Genomic DNA, 18,979 nt, shown 5'->3' with positions numbered 1-18,979 from the left:
TTCATTCGAACATTTTATTAGAAATTTGAGTTTTTCATTTTATGAGTTCAATGATCGGGATTGACCTTTTCTCTGGTGCTGGTGGAATGTCAGTTGGTGCTGTTGAGTGCGGTATTGACGTTAAATATGCAATTGAACTAGACGTCAATGCTGCAAATACATTTCGTCGAAATCACCTAGGCACCAAGATGCTTAATTGCGATATTCGACAAGTTGGCAAACATGATTTCGATCGATTGCAAAGTAATGTTTCAAAAATAGTTTTTGGGGGGCCGCCGTGTCAAGGCTTCTCTACCTCGAATCAGACGAACAGAGGGGTCGGAAATGAGAATAATTGGTTATTCAAGGAGTACCTGAGGATTGTCAGAATTATTCAACCCGATTGGATAGTGTTTGAAAACGTTCGAGGCCTGGTGGAAACCGCAGAAGGCTATTTCTTAGAGGCCGTTCTGAAAGGCTTTCAGGAAATAGGATTTACTACGAGTTATTTTATATTGAATTCTGCTGATTACGGCGTCCCGCAGAAAAGGAATCGACTGTTTATCGTTGGCTCGCGAAATGGCTTTTTGATTGATGAACCAACCCCGGTTATATCCAGGCACGTAACGGTACGGGACGCAATCGCAGATTTACCTGATCTCGAGAATGGAAATTCCGAATGCGAAAAAAAATATGGACGTGCTGCGGACAGTAAATTTGCAAAGAGCATGAGAAAAAGACTAACAAAGTGTCGTAATCATTTAGTTACCAGAAATGCCCCGAATATTATTGAACGATACAGACATATTCCACCGGGGGGAAATTGGGAAGATATACCGCGCAGCTTAATGAAAAACTATACAGATGTTTCAAGATGCCACACTGGTATTTACAGGAGATTGTTAGCAGATGAGCCATCGATTGTAATTGGAAATTTTCGAAAGAATATGCTGATCCATCCGTGGGCCGATCGCGGTCTCTCAGTTCGTGAAGCGGCCCGATTGCAGTCATTTCCTGACTCGTTCGAATTTGTCGGGTCCATCGGATTTCAACAGCAACAGGTTGGTAATGCTGTCCCCCCTCTGCTCGCCAGAGCGGTGTTCCGTGAAATTTTGAAATTGCAAGGTGAACGTATATGACCTTGATGGCAGACATTAGCATTTTACATTTATCTGATGTGCATTTTGGTTGCCCTGATCAAAATGCGGAACAGGAGCGAATTGTTGAAGGGATCAGTGACGCCATTCTCGATGCGCAGCGAAAAGTGGATATCATTGTTTTCACAGGGGACTTGACACAGGCAGCACGGCCCAGTGAGTTCCAACAAGGGGAGGACTGGCTAACTGCTTTGGGCGAAAAACTTAACGCAAAAATTATTATCGTACCCGGTAATCATGACGCCGATAGAAGCAAAGCAAATTTGAGCATTCTCAGAACGGCATTTCCAAATCCAGAATCGTTTGGATTACAAAGGAAGGAGATATACAAGAGCCACCCCCACTTGGAACCATTCATGCAATGGTTTAAGTCTGCGAAGTCAGAGTGTCCTCGCTTTTTAAATACGTGGAGTGATAATCCCGCCATAGACACGGTCACTTTAAGTATGGCGCAAAGAGATTTAATTTTTATTTGTGTAAATACCGCACTTATTTCTTGCTGCAACCAAGATGAAGGTAATTTATGCATCGATATTGCCCCGCTGAATAGTGCGCTAAAAAAACTTAAGTCTGACTCGACTCTAATCGTCGCAGTAGGTCATCATCCATTGAAAGATCTCGCTGCATGGAATAGGCAAGAATTCAATAAGCTTTTAGGGCAAGAAACCGGTCCGCACATTTACCTTCATGGCCATGTACACGTGGACAAGTCGGAAGCTCAATATTCTGGCGATGGATCTGGTTATTTTACCGGTGTGGCGGGTGCAGCGTACCCCGGCTCCACTTGGGCAAAGTCTTTTTCTATTATTGACGTTAAGTGCGACTCTGGTGTGGTAACACCCTCGGTTTTTGTCTTTTCGGATGAGTCTGGAAAGTGGTTTATTGATAACAAGAAATCACGAGATGTAAGTGCACGGCTACCGCAAAAGAAAGTGGTAAAACCAAGTGTTGGCGTTGGGGCCATCGTGGCAAGAGGAGACTCGCATGGTGCCGAGGATGTTGATGGTCATAATAGCAAAAATTTGTACAAATTTGTGAACCCGTTCTCAGACATTATGGCCAATGGAATGGACCCAGAGGCGGTGCACAGACTATTTGTTGATCAAAGCAATTCGTTGCAAAGTTTGTCGAATCACATCGACACGATCATTGAGGGCCAACGTGGTACGGGAAAAACTATGTTACTTCGATATTTCTCGTTCGAAGTTCAAGCATCGCTACTAAAATCTGAGAAAAACGGGAAAGTGAAAAAATCGTTTGGTGAGTCCAGACTACCTTTTGGAATTTACTGTTGTCTTTCGAATGCAGGAATGAATCGTTCAGATTACGATGCTGTAGCATCTAAAGAGCGACTTGAAACGTTATTTATACATCGTTTTACAAGTTTTGTTGTCAGTAGGTTGTTTGGATCATTAATCTTAATGGCACGACAGGAGCAGCTCACACTTAGTGCCACATCAAAGATACAAAAATATGCGACTAGACTCCTGAAGCTCTCTCCTGACCTAAATAGCCTTACGTTTGAAGAATATTGCCAAGAGATTCTTACCGAATGTAATTTTATGTTAGAAGAAGTGGATGCGCACGTTGCATCGATCCTACCGGGAGGTTGCCCCAGTAATTTTAGCCCTTGGCTCTCGTTATCAAACTCATTGATGGGATTGCTAAAGCACGTAAAGGAAAGTTTGGGGCTTCAAACACCATTTTTCATTCTGATTGACGATTTTGATTTGCTCAATGCAGATCAACAGACTTCAATCTTTAAGACGGCTGCAATTCGCGATCATTCATTGGCCTGTTTTAAATTTGGCATTATGTCTGAGGGGCAAAAATCTTTTTTGGCTGGCGAGGGTAGAACTTATCGTGAAGGTGACGACTATCATTTGATCCCTTTGAACTGGCTGGATCGTGGCCTCAATCAAGATTCGGCCGGCGGCAACTATACAAGTATGGTTGACGAAATTAGTAAACGTCGGATGGAGCGCGCTGGTTGGAAACCCGAGTTGAGTTTCAAGACCTTGTTCAACAACTGGGAGCAAGGAGACAAGATTAGAAAAGATGTACGAAGAATGGCGCTTGAGGAATATGAAGCCCTTCCAAAATCATCGCGGCCACAGACGTTCGAGAGCTACTGGTCCAAACAAGGAGATGCTAAGTATTTTAGGCATTTAAAGTCGAAGAAGATTGAGCATAAATATGCAGGCCCTTCAACAATAATTGATCTCTCCTCAGGGATTTTCCGACAATTCCTAGAAATCGGGAGCGCCATAGTAAACAGTGCGTTGGCTTCTGGTTGGACACCAACATCAGATACAAAAATTGGACCTGTGGTGCAAAATCGCGCGATTCGAGCTTGGTCAAAAGATATGCTACGTAGTTTAGGGAGCTCAGGGGACGTAAGTACATTGTCGAAACGAAAATTTGAGGTAACAAGTCTTCATTTAGTGACTCTGGCTGATAGCCTTTCCCAGTTCTTCGCAAGCCGATTGTACTCCGACAGCAAAGATCCAGAGGTTATTGCTATATCGATCAAAGGTGACATTACTGCGGAGTCCTTTGCTAGGTCCTTACTTGAGGTGGCTGTACGTGAGTCGGTTTTGCAAAGACGGTCAGTTGATTACTCAAGTAAGTCCGGTAGTGAACGTCTACCAACTTTTTTGCTCAATCGCCGATTGGTCCCTCATGTAGGTATCGGAACGAAATTGCAAGGCCGACACGAGATTGATGTTGAAACATTGGTACTTGCGGCAACCGACACTCAGCGGTTTTTGGCGAAAATTAGCTCGAAAGTCGGTAAAAAAAATAATCAAATGGATCTGATATGAATCGTGTGGGATTACCAGCAACTGATTTTACGCACCGCAATCTTGGTGAAATTATTGATGGTCGATTTATTCTGATTTGTCATAGTAGTTTTGAACCTAGAGCTGAAGCCATTCTTAAGTTGAATTTTAATAATTCAGCGCTTGTCACATCATTGATTTTGGCAACGGAAGAGTCTTTGCTAAAACCCAGTTACAAAGAAAGAACAGATCGTTTGGTGAATGGCTTAGGGACCTACGCAGAATCAAAACCTAGGTTAATTAGCGATAAGCGTGCGTCGAGAATTGACTGGATTAGAAAACTTGACTTGTTTTTTGCTGAAGAAGGAATCGATTCGTTAACCGCAATTGTCGTTGACATTACAGCGTTTCCTAGGGATAGGATGTGGTATGTCCTTGATTATCTTAAGAAATTAAGGCCAGCTCGTCGCATCCATATCATATACACTGAACCAAAAAAATACAGTACAGAAATGAAGGCAGATGGTTGGTTGACAAGAGGTGTTCGGAATATCTGTGCGATTCCTGGATTCAATGGATTCCAACACACGGAGAAAAAATCTTTACTTGTACTGATGGTTGGACATGAGTATGAGCGCGCACATATAACTATAAAGAACACTGAACCACAAAAAGTCGTTTTACTTGGACAGGGCCTTGAACAATATCGAAGTGATTGCCCGAGGTTGTCCGACGAGGTGCTAGTGCGAATCGGTAAAGAGTTTAACTCAATCGTTGACCTTGCATTCGCCGCTGAAATTAATTCCCGAGACTACCTTTCAACTAGAAACACTATAGACGAGATTGTTAATCGTTACTCGTCAGAGTTTAATCTCTCAATTGCGACATTTGGTACAAAGCTACAATCCCTTGGAGCATTTTTGGCATGCAAAGAGCATCGAAAGATCAGAGCAATTTACGCCGAGCCGCAAAAATACAACGACGAGGACTACTCGCTCGATACAGGCGCTAGTTGGCACGTTGAGATCTAATTTCTAGTCCCGACATACTAAGTCTTGTTTTGTCGAAACGAACTTATGTTACTGAATCTCATGCTTAGATATTGATGAGTCTATCTGCAGGTTGAAAATCAGTCATACTCGGAACAAGGACGTTAGTTAAATCTAAAGTTCGACCGAGGTGGAATATGTTCATCAAAAAACGCTCGAAAAGTAATTACATTTTCCTTGTCTTTGTAGCAGGTCTCCTTTGCCTTCTTTAAGGACTCAGGTACAACAAGACATATCTCTTGGCGCTGCATATCATGGATAGCGTCAGCCGACACGCGGTCATCTACGGTTGCGAGAAAAAGAGAACAGTTGAACTTCTCCATTGCAATTTGTTTCCATCGTTCCCTCAGCGTCGTCTTGGCAGATAATATCAACGCGTCATTGAACGATCTTGTGGTGTCTTTCAAGGTCATTAAATTGGGTAAAACGAAGTCGGGCCTGCGACCTCCGGTGACTGCTTGTTCCTCGAATGAGATGTTGCCATCGCTTAGTAGTCGCCCGATGTGTTGCTCGAACGAGCGACCAGCGCGTGATTTTCTGTGCTGACTAGCGCTCAGAAAAGTTGCATCCAATTCTGTGAATCCTCGCACAACGGCAGTCACGAGATCAGTATTTTTCTCGGTGATGATCCTGACGACTTCTGCTGCCCTATGTCTAAGTTCCGCACGTTTGTATAACTTGTATTCGATGTCCCGGCTAATCTTCATGATGGCGTCGCCAGGATTTTCTAGCTCATATGGGTTGAGGGTTTGGAGCCCATGTTGAGCGAGGTATTCTTGTTGCGCTCGAGAGGCTAACACTGATGAAGGCGGGAGCTGTGAAACCGATGCAATAAATGCGTCTAGGGTTCCTGCCTTTAAACTTTCGCTGAGCTCTTGTATTAGCTGTTCAGATTCGTCATGCGAGGTATTTGAAATGTTCTTAGGTGCGAAGAGACCGAAATGAAAATCTGCGTTGAGATCGAAAATGGTTTCGAGGATTTCGGCTTCATCGGAGGCTGAATCGATCACCATGAACCAATGGTGTGATTCGCCATGTGATTTTTTCAAGGTGCCACCAAGTAGCATTGAGGCAGGTGTGAGCTCCGTGAAGTACTCTTTCGGAACACCCGTAAAGTGCATCTCCGAACCTTTGTTCGAATAGTGTTTCAGGTTCGATGTTTTGAACTCACCTGTTTCTGGCCAAAAGGTGCTGAACTGTGTTTCGAAAATATGTGGCTTTGCGAGATTGATATTTCGTAGCGGAGGAAAGAAGTCGGTTTCTCGAATTTCGCGAGGTATGTAGACACCGTTTTGATGGCCAAACTCCGGTCCATCAGCCCAGACACAATCGTTGCGTGATAATTTTTTGATGAAGAGCTGAGTGCTTTTCGAAATCCAAAATTGAATATTTTCTTGACTGGCTGGGATCACTAGTTTGGTCCTTCAGAGCATGATGCAGAAAAATTTGAAAGCGTGAAAATGCTAATGGAAGCGAACACTCTAAGCTGCGATTTTTGAACGTCGTGCTTTGGTAATTTCTGTTTCTGCAGTCAGATGCGGCAGCATTGCATTCGCAACATGTGACATTACATCAACCACAACAGAATTTCCAAATTGTTTGTATGCTCGCGTATCAGACACAGGTATCTTGAAGGTGTCCGGGAATCCCATTAAACGCGCACACTCTCTTGGCGTTAGACGCCGAGGATTTTTGGATTTTCCTTGGCTAACTAAAATTTCAGAACCATCTTTATAGTAACGTGCAGACAAGGTTCGTGTGACGCTCTCGTTCGTAACTAGACCAAACCCAAACCCATTTCCTTTTTCTTTGTGCTTAGCTGCATAGTTTTGCAGATAAACCCACAGATTATCGGTGAGCGTATATTTATCTAAAGGCTTTTTCTTTTTGTGATCGAAATAAGCATCGCCATCCCACGGCAAGAAAGGTTCTGTACCATCGGTTTTGTGTAGGATTTCGCCAAGCTTTCGTTCACCTTTAGCGGGTAAATCTAATTGGTGTAAATCAAAATCTACTTTCAAATCATTACGAAAGCCCACGATAATGATCCGTTCTCGATGTTGTGGGACAAAGTGCGCACCGTCGATTACGCGATAGCTGATGCTGTAACCTAAATTGATAAGCCAACGTTTTATGACATCAAATGTTCGGCCTTTATCGTGCGAGGTTAAATTCTTCACATTTTCGAGCAAGAATGCTTTCGGCATTTTGTGATCAATAATTTTGCAAATATCAAAAAAAAGTGTACCTTGAGTTTCGTCTGCGAAACCATGTGCTCGACCGAGTGCATTCTTTTTTGATACCCCCGCGATAGAGAATGGCTGACAAGGAAAACCGCCAAGCAATACATCATGGTCAGGAATATCTACCGCTTGAATCTGGGTAATATCGCCATTAATTTGATGGTTGTTCGGGTAATTGTAAAGGTAAGTCTTTTGTGCGTACGTGTCCCATTCACTGGTAAAAACGCAATGACCGCCTATGCTGTCAAATGCCTGGCGTATGCCGCCAATACCCGCAAATAGATCAATAAAAGTAAATGGGGCATCTTTTCCTGCATTGGGATCATTGTTCTCAAGAGGAAGAATTTGTTGAAGTGCGTATGATAAGTATGGCGGCGGGTCACTCTCACGCGCTTCCCATCTACGTACTTGGCGAGCATTAACACCAAGTATGGTAGCGATGTCCTCTTGACTTTTGAGTTTACGCGCGGCGGCTAAATATTTAAGTACTGCTTCTGAATCGTGATGATGAAACGTGTGTGACATTGATGCCTCGCTGGGAATTTTATAGGACAATACGTCCTAAATTATTCCTAGTCAAGTTTTACTGGATGTAAACACAGTAATTGTATCAAATGTCGGTTTTTACTGAATGACGTACGCGTTATTTTATCAATTAGGGCATAGTAGATTGGTCATGTACTCGTCAGCCTTCTGTTGAGCTAGCCTCCGCGAAAACTCCAAGCCATTCCCTAGTTCCTCGGTTCCCAAACTCACAGACCATACAAACCCACCACGCCAACGATCTGGATTTTGTTCAACATTAATTTCATAACAGTTTAAATCTTGAATCGCGTTGTACTCGGTCATGTGCAATTGTTGCATTTCCATATTTCATCTCCAGCCATTAAGGTGAGACTATATGATGCTTCTCGAGCGATTAGACGTCTACGGACTATGAGTCACATATCGAAGAAACTCAATTTAAAATTTGACTCTAGTTTCCACGGAAACCAAACTGCGAACATCCAATAAACGATGTACGCCATGAAACCCACATCAAAACCCACCACCAAACCCCATTTGCCCATCACTTTTCTGGCGTTGAAACTTGCGAATACATTGCAAATTGAGGTCGATCTCCCTCGGCTACGCCACAAATCCCACATTAATGGTGAAATTACTAGACGGACGATGCGCCATTGCATATTCTTTCAATATGGCAAATAGTTGCAGCTAAGTGCATACTTTGTTCATCTTGTGTCTTCGATAATTTGGCGCATTTCAACCATATAATTGCTATTTTTATCTTAGGCGAACTGCAACTGTTTTCGCACTACTTATCAAATATCGGGCAACTACCAAGGTTTTTTCGCTATTGTGTTGATCGTTCTAAGCGTCGATCAGTACGGGGCAAGCCTTCAGTTCGATGATATTCGATGTAAAGATTAAACCTATTTCGAGCGTCGCAGATGTGCAACCCCATCGCTTGAAATCGCTGTATTTTTGTAGAGGAGTTTGTAATGGATCAAAGTGAAAAAAATGTCGTGTATGGCACGGAAGACCTGCTCACCGGTTTGTGCAATTCGGTCACACGGGTACTGAATGTCGCCACGCAAAGTAAGATTCATTATTCCGCCATGGTGCAACGTATTACCAAGATTGGCTTGAAACCGGATATCGGTTGTTTCGTTTTGTTTGATGGTGGTTTTTCTGGTTTGGTGGTGTTGAATTTTTCTGGCCCAGCAGCGATGGAAATTTATGCCAAATACATGCTGACGATGGGTATGCCAGAATCTGAGTTGGCATCGGCATTTACCTCGGATGAAGTCGCGAATATCTTGGGTGAATTGATGAACCAAATCGTTGGCGATTTCACTGGAAAAATCCGTCGCGAATTGCAAACTAATATCACCCAAAACCAACCAAAAATGTTAGTGCTGACCAAGCAGGTGATGTTGAGTGTGGATACGCCGTTAGATCGCCCAGAGATCCGCCGCGTGTCCTTCTTCACCGAGAACAATAATATCTTTTATCTCGAATTGGCGATCGATCGCACCGAGTTCATCAAGCTGCATGATTTTGATGTGAGTGAAGTGCCAGATCCAGATGATTTGCTCGAATTCCAACAAGCAAATCAAGGCAAATCGGCACCCGCTGCGGCCGCCGCTGGTGATGATGATAGTGATGAATTGCTGCGTTCATTAGGTATGTAAGCACCACCAGTCAGTAATACAAAAAGCACTGCAAATAAGCACAACAAATACGCGCATCACATCATGCCAAACATTGATGTGGTGCGTGCAAACTCAAATCATTCCGCAGCTGCGCAATCACGGCTACGCGCTTTAGCTTTGATATCCGAAACTAAAATCAAACTCATTAATCACCTGCAAAAATATTTGTAAGGCAGGATTATTATCGCCATCACGCCACAGCATGAGTAGATCCGATGTCGGTGGAATTTTGATGAAATGAACTGCGTGCTTTAAGTGATGCGAGTATGAAATCGGCATGATGGAAATGCCCAAACCTTTTGCCACTAAGCCAAGCAAGGTGACGCCAAAATCCGATTCGGCGTAAATGATAGGATCAAAACCAGCTTCTTGAAATATCGCTCTGAGTTGCGATGCGTGTTCACTCTTACCATTTAACGCGGGCAAGACAAATTCTTCGTGTCGCAATTTGTACAAGTCTTTTAGCTTTAATTCTGTTTTATTGGCGAAGCGATGCTGGGCGGGAACTACCAAAGCGAAGTTTTCTGTCATTAAATGGGTTGATCGCAAATCCTTAGCTTTGGCGGTTTCACGATTGAAGGCAATATCAATTCGGTGCGATTGCAAAAATGGATCAACATCGGCGGCATCAACCTCAAGCATGTGAGCGATGATATGCGGGTGCTGCTGATGTAAGGCTAGCAGCAAATCGGGCAGTACAGAAAAGGTGATCGAGGCTGGATGCCCTATCCGTATCGCTCCAACTTCGCCCGATGCGATCATGCTGGCGCGCCGCGTTACGCTATCGTAGTCGGCCAACAATTTGGCATATTGATCGCGCAAGAATTCGCCTGCGGGCGTCAATTTGACATTGCGCTTATCGCGTTCAAACAAATCAAAGCCGAGTTCTTGTTCCATGCTTTTGATATGCCGACTGAGCGCAGATTGGGTGATGAAAACTTTTTCTGAAGTTTTCCAAAAATGCAGTTCATCCGCCAATGTCAGAAAGTATTGGATTTGTTGAAAATTCATTGTGATCGCTCTCTAGCTGTATATGGCGCTGATCGATTTAATTCATTATCCGCATTAATCAAATCGAATTTAGCATTTTTACGCATTAAACAGAAGTGTACATTAAGCCTCTGTTCAGCTATTTACCTATTCACTTAGTCGATCGACATCAGCACAATCGGCATGAATACCAACCCAAGGACAATGTATGGAAAAGCAGGCCATCAAACAAGATCGCTATTTAAATAGCTTAGGCTGGAGCGGCGGCATCGTTTGCTTAATCGCGTATGGATTGAATACACAAGAAATAATCACAAGCACTTCGCTAGCTTTTTTGCTGATGAATGTATTTGGATGCTGCTGCTTGATTTATTACACCTATAAAAAAGAAGCCTTTGCCAATACGTTTTTAAACGGGGTGTATTTATTCATGACCTTGCTTGCATTAAGCAAACAACTTTAGGAGTGCAACGTGATCCAACTAATCAGAACCGACTCGCAAGACCCGCATTTTCAAAACTTGGTAATCGAGCTTGATCGTTATTTGGCTACCACCGATGGCGATGAGCACGCGTTTTATGCGCAGTACAATAAATCCGATAGTTTGAAATACGTGGTCGTTGCCTTTGACGGTGAGCAAGCAATCGGCTGCGGTGCGATTAAGCCTTATGCAGATTCAGTGATGGAAGTAAAACGCATGTATGTGGCACCTGTCGCGCGCGGTAAAGGTGTGGCGTCGATTATTTTGCAAGAACTAGAGTCATGGACGCGCGAGCTAGCGCAACAAAAGTGTCTTTTAGAAACGGGCGTGAAACAGCTTGAAGCGATTCGTTTGTATCAAAAAAATGGCTATCAAGTTGTGCCCAACTATGGCCAATATCAGGGCATGGCAAATAGCGTTTGTTTTGAAAAATCGGTGTAAGGCAGGCGCGTTAAAATCATCACTCACCACCTTGCAATCGATTAGAATATTTCCACTCATGATCGTCAGGAAATCACTATGGAAATGAAACGAATTAATGCAGGCAAGCTACGTGCGATCGGCTATGAGCTGCGCGAACGGACACTACGGGTCGAGCTTGATGATGGCACAGCGATTGATTACGCTGGCGTTGGTCAAGAAACTTGGCGTCGTTTATCGACAGCGTCATCTAGCACAGCGTGGAGTTTTTATCGCGACAATATTGAGGAAGAGTTTCATGGCAAACGCAGTCGGGTAAATAATCAATCCTTAAGCAATCGAGCGGCCTTAGAAAATCTGTTTAAAGCTAATGATGGTGAGGCTGAAGATTGAAAGCATGTGTGTGACTTACACAAATCACGCCGATTGTCAGAATTCTCGTACCTAGATTTTGTCGCTGCCTTAAAAAATCGGTGGGCTTCTGAAAAGAAAATTGATGCGTGATATGATCTTTTTCGCTTTTTGAATAAGTAAATCAACTTTGCTTATTTACTTTGTTCCTTTCACCTAATTCAGGGAATTTCTATGCCAAAACTTAAAATCACCTATTTCGACATGCACGGCGGCCGTGCAGAACCAGTTCGCCTTGCATTGGCGATTGGCGGTGTAGATTTTGAAGATCACCGCTTTGCTTATCCAGAGTTTGCCGCAGTTCGTAAGACTACGCCATTTGGTCAAGTACCAACGCTAGAAGTTGATGGCGTGCAGATTACCCAATGCGATTCAATGCTGCGTTACGCTGGCAAACTGGCTGGCTTGTACCCAGAAGACGCCTATCAAGCGCTGTTATGTGATGAAGTGATGTATGTGGTGGAAGAAGCTGGCGTCAAGATGGGGCCAACTTACCGCATGACTGGCGAAGAACAAAAAGCAGCGCGTTTGGCTTTGGTCAATAGCTCTATGCCTGTGTATTTGGCTTGGTTAGAAAAGAAATTGCAAGCAAATGGCGGTAACTATTTTGCCGATAATCGTTTGACGGTAGCTGATTTAAAAGTGTTTGTGGACGTACGCACACTGAACTCTGGTCGTCTTGATCACGTTCCAACCGATTTGGTAGAAAAAGTCGCGCCAGCCTTGAATGCACATGCTAAACGTATTGCGGAACATCCAGCGGTAGTCGCTTACTACGCTAAGTTTGCGAAATAATCTAAGCTTATATTTTGTATTGAATGCGCAGCATAGTCTCGCAAGTAAATACATTAAGTAGATACATAATCGGAGGCACTCGCCTCCGATTTTTTTACTGATTTTTAGCTTTGATTTGGATTAACTTGTGCTGAAGTATTTGTACCTGCCTCTTCATCAACAATCGGCAAAGTAAACCAAAATTGCGTACCCACATCGACTTCCGATGTAAATCCAATTTCACCACCCATCGCTTCTACGATCTTCTTGGTGATGTTCAAGCCCAAACCGGTTCCGCCCTGCTTTCTGGTGCTTGCGCTATCGGCTTGCGAAAATGCTTCAAACACGCGTGAATGAAACGCCACAGGCATGCCACAACCATAGTCTTGAATTTCAACGCGCAACTGTTTACCACATGCTTGCACACGAATATCGACCGACTTTTCTGGCGCAGAAAATTTTGCTGCGTTCGACATCAAATTCGCCATCACTTGCATCAGTCTTTGATAATCAGCTCGCACTAAAGGCAAACTAGGGTCGGGGCTATACGCGTACTGCACTTGATAATTCGCCGCATACGGAGAGTTAACCGTGATAGCATCTTGCATCATCGCGTTGACGTTAATGTCATCTAAATGCAAAGTCATTTTGCCGGATAATAATTTATCCATATCCAAAATATCATTCACCAACACCAATAGCCGCTGGCTATTTCGATGTGCGACTTTGACAAAATCCATCGCCTTTGCAGGCAACTCTCCGAGTACGCCAGCTTCTAGCAAACCCAAGGCACCGCGTATCGAGGTCACTGGGGTGCGTAGCTCGTGGCTCACGGTAGAAATCAATTCTGCTTTGATCCGCTCTAACTCTTTGTGTTGCGAGATATCGGTATGGGTTCCTATCATGCGCAATGCTTTTCCATTGGCATCACGCACCACCACTTTACCGCGATCTAATACCCACAAATAACTACCGTCCTTGCAGCGAAACCGATGTTCATTAAAAAACGATTCTGTCGTGCCATCCAAGTTTGCCTGAACATCTGCCAACACTTGCGGAAAATCATCGGGGTGTACTCGGCTCGACCACTCTGTCAATTCGTTACCAATTTCGTGCTCTTCATATCCCAACATCGATTTCCAACGCTTGGATAGAATCACTTTATTGGTTTGCAAATCCCAATCCCACACACCATCGCCACTGCCATCAAATGCAAAAGCCAAGCGCTCTTCTGCTACCCGCATCTCTTCTAAGGCGATGCTCGTAATTCTGTTCGATGCTTGCATCGCCAAGGCATTATTTTTACTAACCGTGATATCAACGCGAATAGAAATGTATTTCTCAATTTGACCTTGCGCGTTAGTCATCGGCGCGATGAAAGTATCGACCCAATAAATCGAACCATCTTTCGATCGATTGCATAGCTCTCCACGCCAAGCTTGGCCGTTAGAGATCGTATTCCACATTTCTTCCCAAAAATGTCGATCCTGCATTCCCGAACTAACGATGCGATGATTTTTACCGATTAGCTCATCGCGAGAATAGCCACTACGACGGCAAAACGCCTCGTTCATATCTAAGATATTTCCATCGGGATCGGACACCGAGACGATTGCATGCAAATTCAAGGCATTTAACAACGCATCTTTATCGCGCACGGCTTCACCCAATTTATTTGCTAAGTGATTGAAAGTGTCGGCGAGTTGTTCGATCTCGCGATAAGTTGGATCAATCACTGGCATCGCTTGCCTTGTGTGATCGGCATCTAAATTAAAGCCAGCGATATTGCGCGTAATATCCTCAATAGGTTTGGCGATTTTATTCGACAAGGCCACCGCAAAAATCGCACCTAGAGCACTCAACAAAATCAAGATCAAAAAAGCGATGCCACTCAATGCCTGCGCTGGCATAAAGGCTTCTGCTTGATTGACATGCGCCATGATGCAACCACCACCGATTTCTTTCACATAACGGAAGCCGTGAATAATCGGCACATCACGATAATCTAGATCGAGGGTTTCACCATTTTCTTCTGACAAACAGCGTTGCATAGGATTGGTTGAAATCGGTTCAGTACCATGTCCTTGAAATGACTTATATCTGGCGCTCGTAATAAAAAAGCCTTTGGCATTCGTCAAAAAAGTTTCACCCGAGTTGCCTAACTCACGCGGCTGCACAAAAATAAACTGCAATGAACTCGCTGAATAGCTGAGCATCAATGTACTTTGACGCTGTTGATTTTGATCTTGATTTTGAACCTTTGCACGCATTAAAAAGCTAGGAACACGCCCTTGCTCGCGCGGCAAAAAGTAGGCCAATTGATCGGGCAAAAATGGCACATCTACTTGCGCACTAGGGCGCAATTCACCGACCTGTATTGTTGTCTTATCCGCGCCAACAAAGATCGCTCCTTCGGCGCGTTCTCTTTGTATGAGACTGGCTAAACTAGCTTCTATACAAGCACGATTTGTCTTTGAAATTGCCTGTGAGTTTGTCTGGGATGCAGCACAACGCTGCTGCAATTGCGCGAGTTCCGTATCAAGACGTTGTTGATTTTGTTGCAGCAGACTGCTCAAGTGTTCATAACGATGCTGCGCAGAAGTACCAACCACCTCAATCGCATGACTGCGGGTTAAATGATGCACCGTAAAATAGGCGAGGCCGACGATGACGCTACCAGGAACAAGTAAGCATAGAAAGATGATCAGCGCCAAACGCCACCTTAGCAAGGCTTTCGTTTTGATTACCACTTAAGTCTCCAGCATTGTGCTTAGATAGTAAACCAGTTCACCGTCAGATGGCGGTGTTGCTAGCCGAAATTTCATGCAAAAACTTATTTGCAGAGTGAATTATGCTGTGAACTGTGGAGCAAAGTGTCGTATTCAGAGACGAGAAATCAACTGTATACCAATTCTTGATAAACCTGCTGTGATGGTCACATTCGACTAAAATGCTGGTCTCTTGCATTTTGAATCGCATTTGACCACGAGCTTGTGGCGACGCTACCACCTAACATGATTTTGAAACATCCTCCGCACGCTGTCTCACGTTTACGTTCTGCACGTTTAGAACGTAGCACCCGCCCTTTTCTCGCACGTGGCGGCCCAAGTGGTGAGCGATGCCCAGGGTGTCGTTTGATATTGAGCCACTGCTTTTGTGCGTTAAGAACGATCGTGCCGACTCGCGCCGCGGTTTGCTTATTGATGGCGGAACATGAGACGCTCAAGCCAAGTAACACTGGTTGGATAATCGCAGATGTGATCCCAGAAACCACCGCGTTTGGCTGGGCGCGCACCAGTGTCGATCCTGCCTTACTCGCACTATTGGCAGATCCCCAATGGCAAGCATATGTGGTGTTTCCTGGTGAGTTTGTTGAACCAGAACGTGTGGTGTCTGAACTACTCACTGACGAAGAACGTCATCCCGAGATGAATACGGGTAAGCGCCCATTATTTATCTTGCTTGATGCAACTTGGCCCGAGGCGCGCAAGATCTTTAAAAAGAGCCCTTATCTGAATAACTTGCCGGTATTAAGTCTGAAACCCGATCAGTTATCACGTTATCGCCTACGACGTTCGCGGCGTGACGATCACTTATGTACGTCTGAAGTAGCAGCGCTCTGTTTAGAATTAGCGGGCGAACATCTGGCAGCGCAAACCTTGTCCGCTTATTTAGATGTGTTCACGGAACACTATTTAAGCGCGAAACAACAACGCCCTATCGATCCTACCGACGCGATTCACCAACATTTGTTACAGCTTCGTACACAGATTAAATGAGCCAAGTAGTAGCGTAAGCCACAGCACAAGTGCGCAGATTCAAACAACGACCGCACAAAAACAGATAAACTAGCGCCTTTCGTCTTTGGCCTTGCGCTAGAGACCTCGTTTACTTTTTTTAAAGATAGCCATTTTATGACTGATACTAGCAAACCTGCATTCCCTGACCGCCTCTCAGTTGACCCTCGTAGTAAATTTTATGTTGCCGAGATTTTTGAACACGAAGTTGGTATTTTGTTAAACGGCAAAGAGCGTCTTGGCGTTGAAGAATACTGCATTAGCGAAGGTTGGATCACCGTACCAGCTGGCAAAACTTTGGATCGCAAAGGCATGCCAATGATGATTAAAGTAAAAGGTGTTGTCGAGCCGTTTTACCGTTAATTGTTAACACGCGAACACGCTAACCAGCATAGAGAGTATTTTCATGTCCACACTTGCAGCAGCGATTGAATTTGCCACCCGTGCCCATGCAGGGCGTATTGGTGAAGATGGCGATCCTGAAATTTTTCACTCTATGCGCGTAATGTTGCGCTTACAAGATGAGCTAGAACGTCAAACCGCCATCTTGCATGATGTGATTGAAGATGGTGGAAAAACGCCAGAAGATTTGCGTGCTGCTGGCTTTACGGAAGAAGTGATCGAGGCGGTGCAAACCTTAACTGGGCGCCCGAATGAAAGCTACGACGCATACATTCAACGGGTAATCCAAGTGCCATTGGCAACCCGTGTCAAACAAGCCGATGTCGCAGAACATGCTTCTGTGGTCAGTAAAATGGCCGTCAACGATGAACAGATTAGCCGCATGGGCAATTATCAACGAGCGCGCGCCACACTTGCTGCGGCCTTGCGCTCGTTTTAATTCATTTCGCTTCACTGATTTGATTTATTGATTCACGTCACCCATTCGCACTGCCCATATCAATTTATTGCTTGGTATGGGTGATGCGCTTTGCTTAGGTATTTTTGCGCCACGCCGTCACGTTGGCCGGTACGTTTTCAATAAACATCATCCCCGACCAAATCTTGCTATAGCCAGCAGGCGGCTGGTCGGTACTCAAACTCAACTTGAGCGCGTTTGGTTGGGCTAAATCGAGTTCTTCGAAATTCATTTGGTTTATATTTTTTGTCGGCGTACTGACCATTGCTGCATCAAGAAATTGCGCGAACCTTAGCTCAAAATTGGTAATTGCTAATTCTGTTTTTTGTAAGGACAAATTGCCATCACTTTGCGCTTGTATGTTTGCCATACTTTGCTCCCTTATATCGAGGATTTGTTTGCGATCAAATCATTGTTGAAGATGTTTTTTTTGTTGCTACTTACTGCCCTGTTCTGGCGAATTGACAGCGATACCTGCAGCGGTGAGCGCATCTCGCCATAGGCTATCTTTGCTGCTGCCAGAATTGCGGAATTCACGCGAGATCGCTGATTTAGCCGTGGCGAAGTCGGTGTAAGTTGCAGGTGCTCCGGTAACTTTGCTCAACACCGCATTGATTTTTTGCAGATTCTCTGGTGTATCTGCTGCCAAAGTTTTTAATGCATCCGCTAAATTTTTGGTCTCTGCCAACTGCGCTTCGGTGGGCACGCTTAACTCACGAATGTTTTGCGTCGCTTGCTTGTCTTTGTTGAATGAATCGACTTGGATCGCATCAATCGCACCGATTAAAGTGCCTGCCATTTCATAGGCATTCAAATCGTCTAGCGCTCTGGTCAAGGGATAATCTTCTATGCTCTTGGCGCTGCCTTTTAGAATCTCAATCAAGATTTGTTTGCGCTGCGCGTTCATGGTCGCAACTAAGGCTGGAATTGTTTTGTCAAAGTAAAAGTATTTGTCGATAGTCGCCTTGCCACCGGTGATGCCTGCCGCGGCCAAAGCAATATTGGTCTTGGCGCGCATCGCACCAGTTGCTGCGCTGGCTAAATTCAAGCCTATCAATACGCCATCGGTACCCGCATCTAAATGTTGCTTGTCTACGCCGAGATCACGTACAAAACGTTGATAACGAATATTGTATAAAGCCAATCGACCATTAATAAATTCGTTACGCTGTTGCGCCGTCGGATTACTGCCATAAGTTGAGAGCTTGGCAGCAGTTTGATACATGGTTTCTAGCGCTTTTAGATCTTCATCGTAACTAAACGCAGGCGCTGGCGCACCACCGTTTTGCATCGTGCTACATGCGCTTAATGTAAATACAGCAAACCCACACAAAACCGCACGTCGCGTTTGTGCTACCAATAAACCTAACGAACGGAACGAGGGCACTTGCTGCATCGGTCTGCCTGCTTCAAATTGTCTTACTAGATGACTCATGGTTATTTCCCTCCCTGATCAATACTTTGGATAGCCTGCGCTTTTAATTTGGACTAAAGAACAATAGCAATAAAATTTAATAAAAACGAGTGTCATTTTAATTAACAAATGAATTTTATTCGTTGGCTCTCACTTTTGAGGCTAAGGCGCGACACTGAAAAGTCATTTGAAGTTGGACATGCATAAGTTGTGCCAGTGATATGCCAAGGAACTAAGATTGACCATAAAGGACTAAGCTCATCAAGCTCGATAAAAATGTTTGCCAAGCAGTGATACGCATCTGCTTACCTGATCCAATTCACTAACGAGAACTGCATGCGATGCACTTGCGATAAACATGCGGGTAAGGAATACTAGCCATCGTTGCCAATTTAAAATTTCACGA

General features: G+C 44.3%; 19 protein-coding genes. 11 read left to right on the top strand and 8 right to left on the bottom strand.

Annotated elements, in window-relative coordinates; translation table 11 throughout:
* Nucleotides 1-41 precede the first annotated feature (41 nt).
* The 3 genes from IE103_RS08200 to IE103_RS08190 are packed head-to-tail and all read left to right on the top strand — an operon-like array spanning nt 42 to nt 4,950.
* Complete coding sequence (locus IE103_RS08200) at nt 42-1,118, top strand: DNA cytosine methyltransferase (protein WP_229827171.1); 1,077 nt, start codon at nt 42-44, stop codon at nt 1,116-1,118.
* Complete coding sequence (locus IE103_RS08195; RefSeq protein WP_189345615.1) at nt 1,115-3,961, top strand: metallophosphoesterase family protein; 2,847 nt, start codon at nt 1,115-1,117, stop codon at nt 3,959-3,961. Before IE103_RS08200 ends, IE103_RS08195 begins: the two co-directional genes overlap by 4 nt.
* The gene (locus IE103_RS08190) at nt 3,958-4,950 is read left to right on the top strand and encodes an HFX_2341 family transcriptional regulator domain-containing protein (RefSeq protein ID WP_189345614.1); all 993 of its coding nucleotides are present in this window, start codon (nt 3,958-3,960) and stop codon (nt 4,948-4,950) included. The genes IE103_RS08195 and IE103_RS08190 overlap by 4 nt, the downstream gene beginning before the upstream one ends.
* Before the next feature lie 122 nt (nt 4,951-5,072).
* On the opposite strand, the gene IE103_RS08185 is transcribed toward IE103_RS08190, so the two are convergent.
* From IE103_RS08185 to IE103_RS08170, 4 genes are all read right to left on the bottom strand, one after another.
* Entirely contained in the window at nt 5,073-6,380 is a 1,308-nt protein-coding gene (locus IE103_RS08185; RefSeq protein ID WP_189345613.1) for a type II restriction endonuclease, read from the bottom strand.
* 69 nt (nt 6,381-6,449) lie between these two features.
* The gene (gene dcm / locus IE103_RS08180) at nt 6,450-7,736 is read right to left on the bottom strand and encodes a DNA (cytosine-5-)-methyltransferase (RefSeq protein ID WP_189345612.1); all 1,287 of its coding nucleotides are present in this window, start codon (nt 7,734-7,736) and stop codon (nt 6,450-6,452) included.
* 126 nt (nt 7,737-7,862) lie between these two features.
* Entirely contained in the window at nt 7,863-8,081 is a 219-nt protein-coding gene (locus IE103_RS08175) for a hypothetical protein (protein WP_189345611.1), read from the bottom strand.
* 71 nt (nt 8,082-8,152) lie between these two features.
* Nucleotides 8,153-8,398, bottom strand: a complete 246-nt coding sequence (locus IE103_RS08170) for a hypothetical protein (protein WP_189345610.1) — start codon at nt 8,396-8,398, stop codon at nt 8,153-8,155.
* Nucleotides 8,399-8,713: 315 nt separating this feature from the next.
* Here IE103_RS08170 and IE103_RS08165 point away from each other — a divergent pair, with 315 nt between their 5' ends.
* Nucleotides 8,714-9,406 carry a DUF3334 family protein gene (locus IE103_RS08165; RefSeq protein WP_189345609.1) on the top strand — a complete coding sequence of 231 codons (693 nt, stop codon included), beginning with the start codon at nt 8,714-8,716 and terminating at the stop codon, nt 9,404-9,406.
* Nucleotides 9,407-9,538: 132 nt separating this feature from the next.
* Here IE103_RS08165 and IE103_RS08160 read toward each other — a convergent pair whose 3' ends face one another.
* Complete coding sequence (locus IE103_RS08160; protein ID WP_189345608.1) at nt 9,539-10,438, bottom strand: LysR family transcriptional regulator; 900 nt, start codon at nt 10,436-10,438, stop codon at nt 9,539-9,541.
* A 187-nt stretch (nt 10,439-10,625) separates the two neighbouring features.
* On the opposite strand from IE103_RS08160, the gene IE103_RS08155 reads away from it, so the two are divergent.
* The 4 genes from IE103_RS08155 (at nt 10,626) to IE103_RS08140 (ending at nt 12,524) form a co-directional block, all read left to right on the top strand.
* Nucleotides 10,626-10,880, top strand: coding sequence for a hypothetical protein (locus IE103_RS08155; RefSeq protein WP_189345607.1), 255 nt, complete (start codon nt 10,626-10,628; stop codon nt 10,878-10,880).
* 9 nt (nt 10,881-10,889) lie between these two features.
* Nucleotides 10,890-11,339 (top strand): GNAT family N-acetyltransferase, encoded by a 450-nt coding sequence (locus IE103_RS08150; protein ID WP_189345606.1) that lies wholly within the window; start codon nt 10,890-10,892, stop codon nt 11,337-11,339.
* 78 nt (nt 11,340-11,417) lie between these two features.
* The gene (locus IE103_RS08145; RefSeq protein ID WP_189345605.1) at nt 11,418-11,711 is read left to right on the top strand and encodes a KTSC domain-containing protein; all 294 of its coding nucleotides are present in this window, start codon (nt 11,418-11,420) and stop codon (nt 11,709-11,711) included.
* 192 nt (nt 11,712-11,903) lie between these two features.
* Nucleotides 11,904-12,524: a glutathione S-transferase gene (locus IE103_RS08140; protein WP_189345604.1), complete on the top strand. Its 621-nt coding sequence runs from the start codon at nt 11,904-11,906 to the stop codon at nt 12,522-12,524.
* Between the two features lie 104 nt (nt 12,525-12,628).
* Here the strand turns inward: IE103_RS08140 and IE103_RS08135 are convergent, their stop codons facing one another.
* Entirely contained in the window at nt 12,629-15,253 is a 2,625-nt protein-coding gene (locus IE103_RS08135; RefSeq protein ID WP_189345603.1) for a PAS domain-containing sensor histidine kinase, read from the bottom strand.
* Between the two features lie 264 nt (nt 15,254-15,517).
* Here IE103_RS08135 and IE103_RS08130 point away from each other — a divergent pair, with 264 nt between their 5' ends.
* The 3 genes from IE103_RS08130 (at nt 15,518) to IE103_RS08120 (ending at nt 17,141) form a co-directional block, all read left to right on the top strand.
* Entirely contained in the window at nt 15,518-16,282 is a 765-nt protein-coding gene (locus tag IE103_RS08130) for a tRNA-uridine aminocarboxypropyltransferase (RefSeq protein WP_189345602.1), read from the top strand.
* A gap of 135 nt (nt 16,283-16,417) precedes the next feature.
* A complete protein-coding gene (locus IE103_RS08125) occupies nt 16,418-16,663 on the top strand; it encodes a DUF3297 family protein (protein ID WP_189345601.1) in 246 nt (81 codons plus the stop codon).
* Between the two features lie 43 nt (nt 16,664-16,706).
* Nucleotides 16,707-17,141, top strand: coding sequence for a hypothetical protein (locus tag IE103_RS08120; RefSeq protein WP_189345600.1), 435 nt, complete (start codon nt 16,707-16,709; stop codon nt 17,139-17,141).
* Nucleotides 17,142-17,235: 94 nt separating this feature from the next.
* On the opposite strand, the gene IE103_RS08115 is transcribed toward IE103_RS08120, so the two are convergent.
* Together IE103_RS08115 and IE103_RS08110 are read right to left on the bottom strand one after the other, a co-directional pair.
* On the bottom strand, nt 17,236-17,529 hold the full coding sequence (locus tag IE103_RS08115) for a hypothetical protein (protein ID WP_189345599.1): 294 nt from the start codon (nt 17,527-17,529) through the stop codon (nt 17,236-17,238).
* Nucleotides 17,530-17,595: 66 nt separating this feature from the next.
* Nucleotides 17,596-18,594, bottom strand: a complete 999-nt coding sequence (locus tag IE103_RS08110) for a hypothetical protein (RefSeq protein ID WP_189345598.1) — start codon at nt 18,592-18,594, stop codon at nt 17,596-17,598.
* Between the last annotated feature and the right edge of the window lie 385 nt (nt 18,595-18,979).

The sequence above is a fragment of the Affinundibacterium macrobrachii genome, assembly GCF_014652415.1.
GTDB lineage: Bacteria > Pseudomonadota > Gammaproteobacteria > Burkholderiales > Burkholderiaceae_D > Undibacterium > Undibacterium macrobrachii.
The sequence above is the reverse complement of the archived record's forward strand: the minus strand, read 5'-3'. Positions and strand labels throughout refer to the sequence as shown.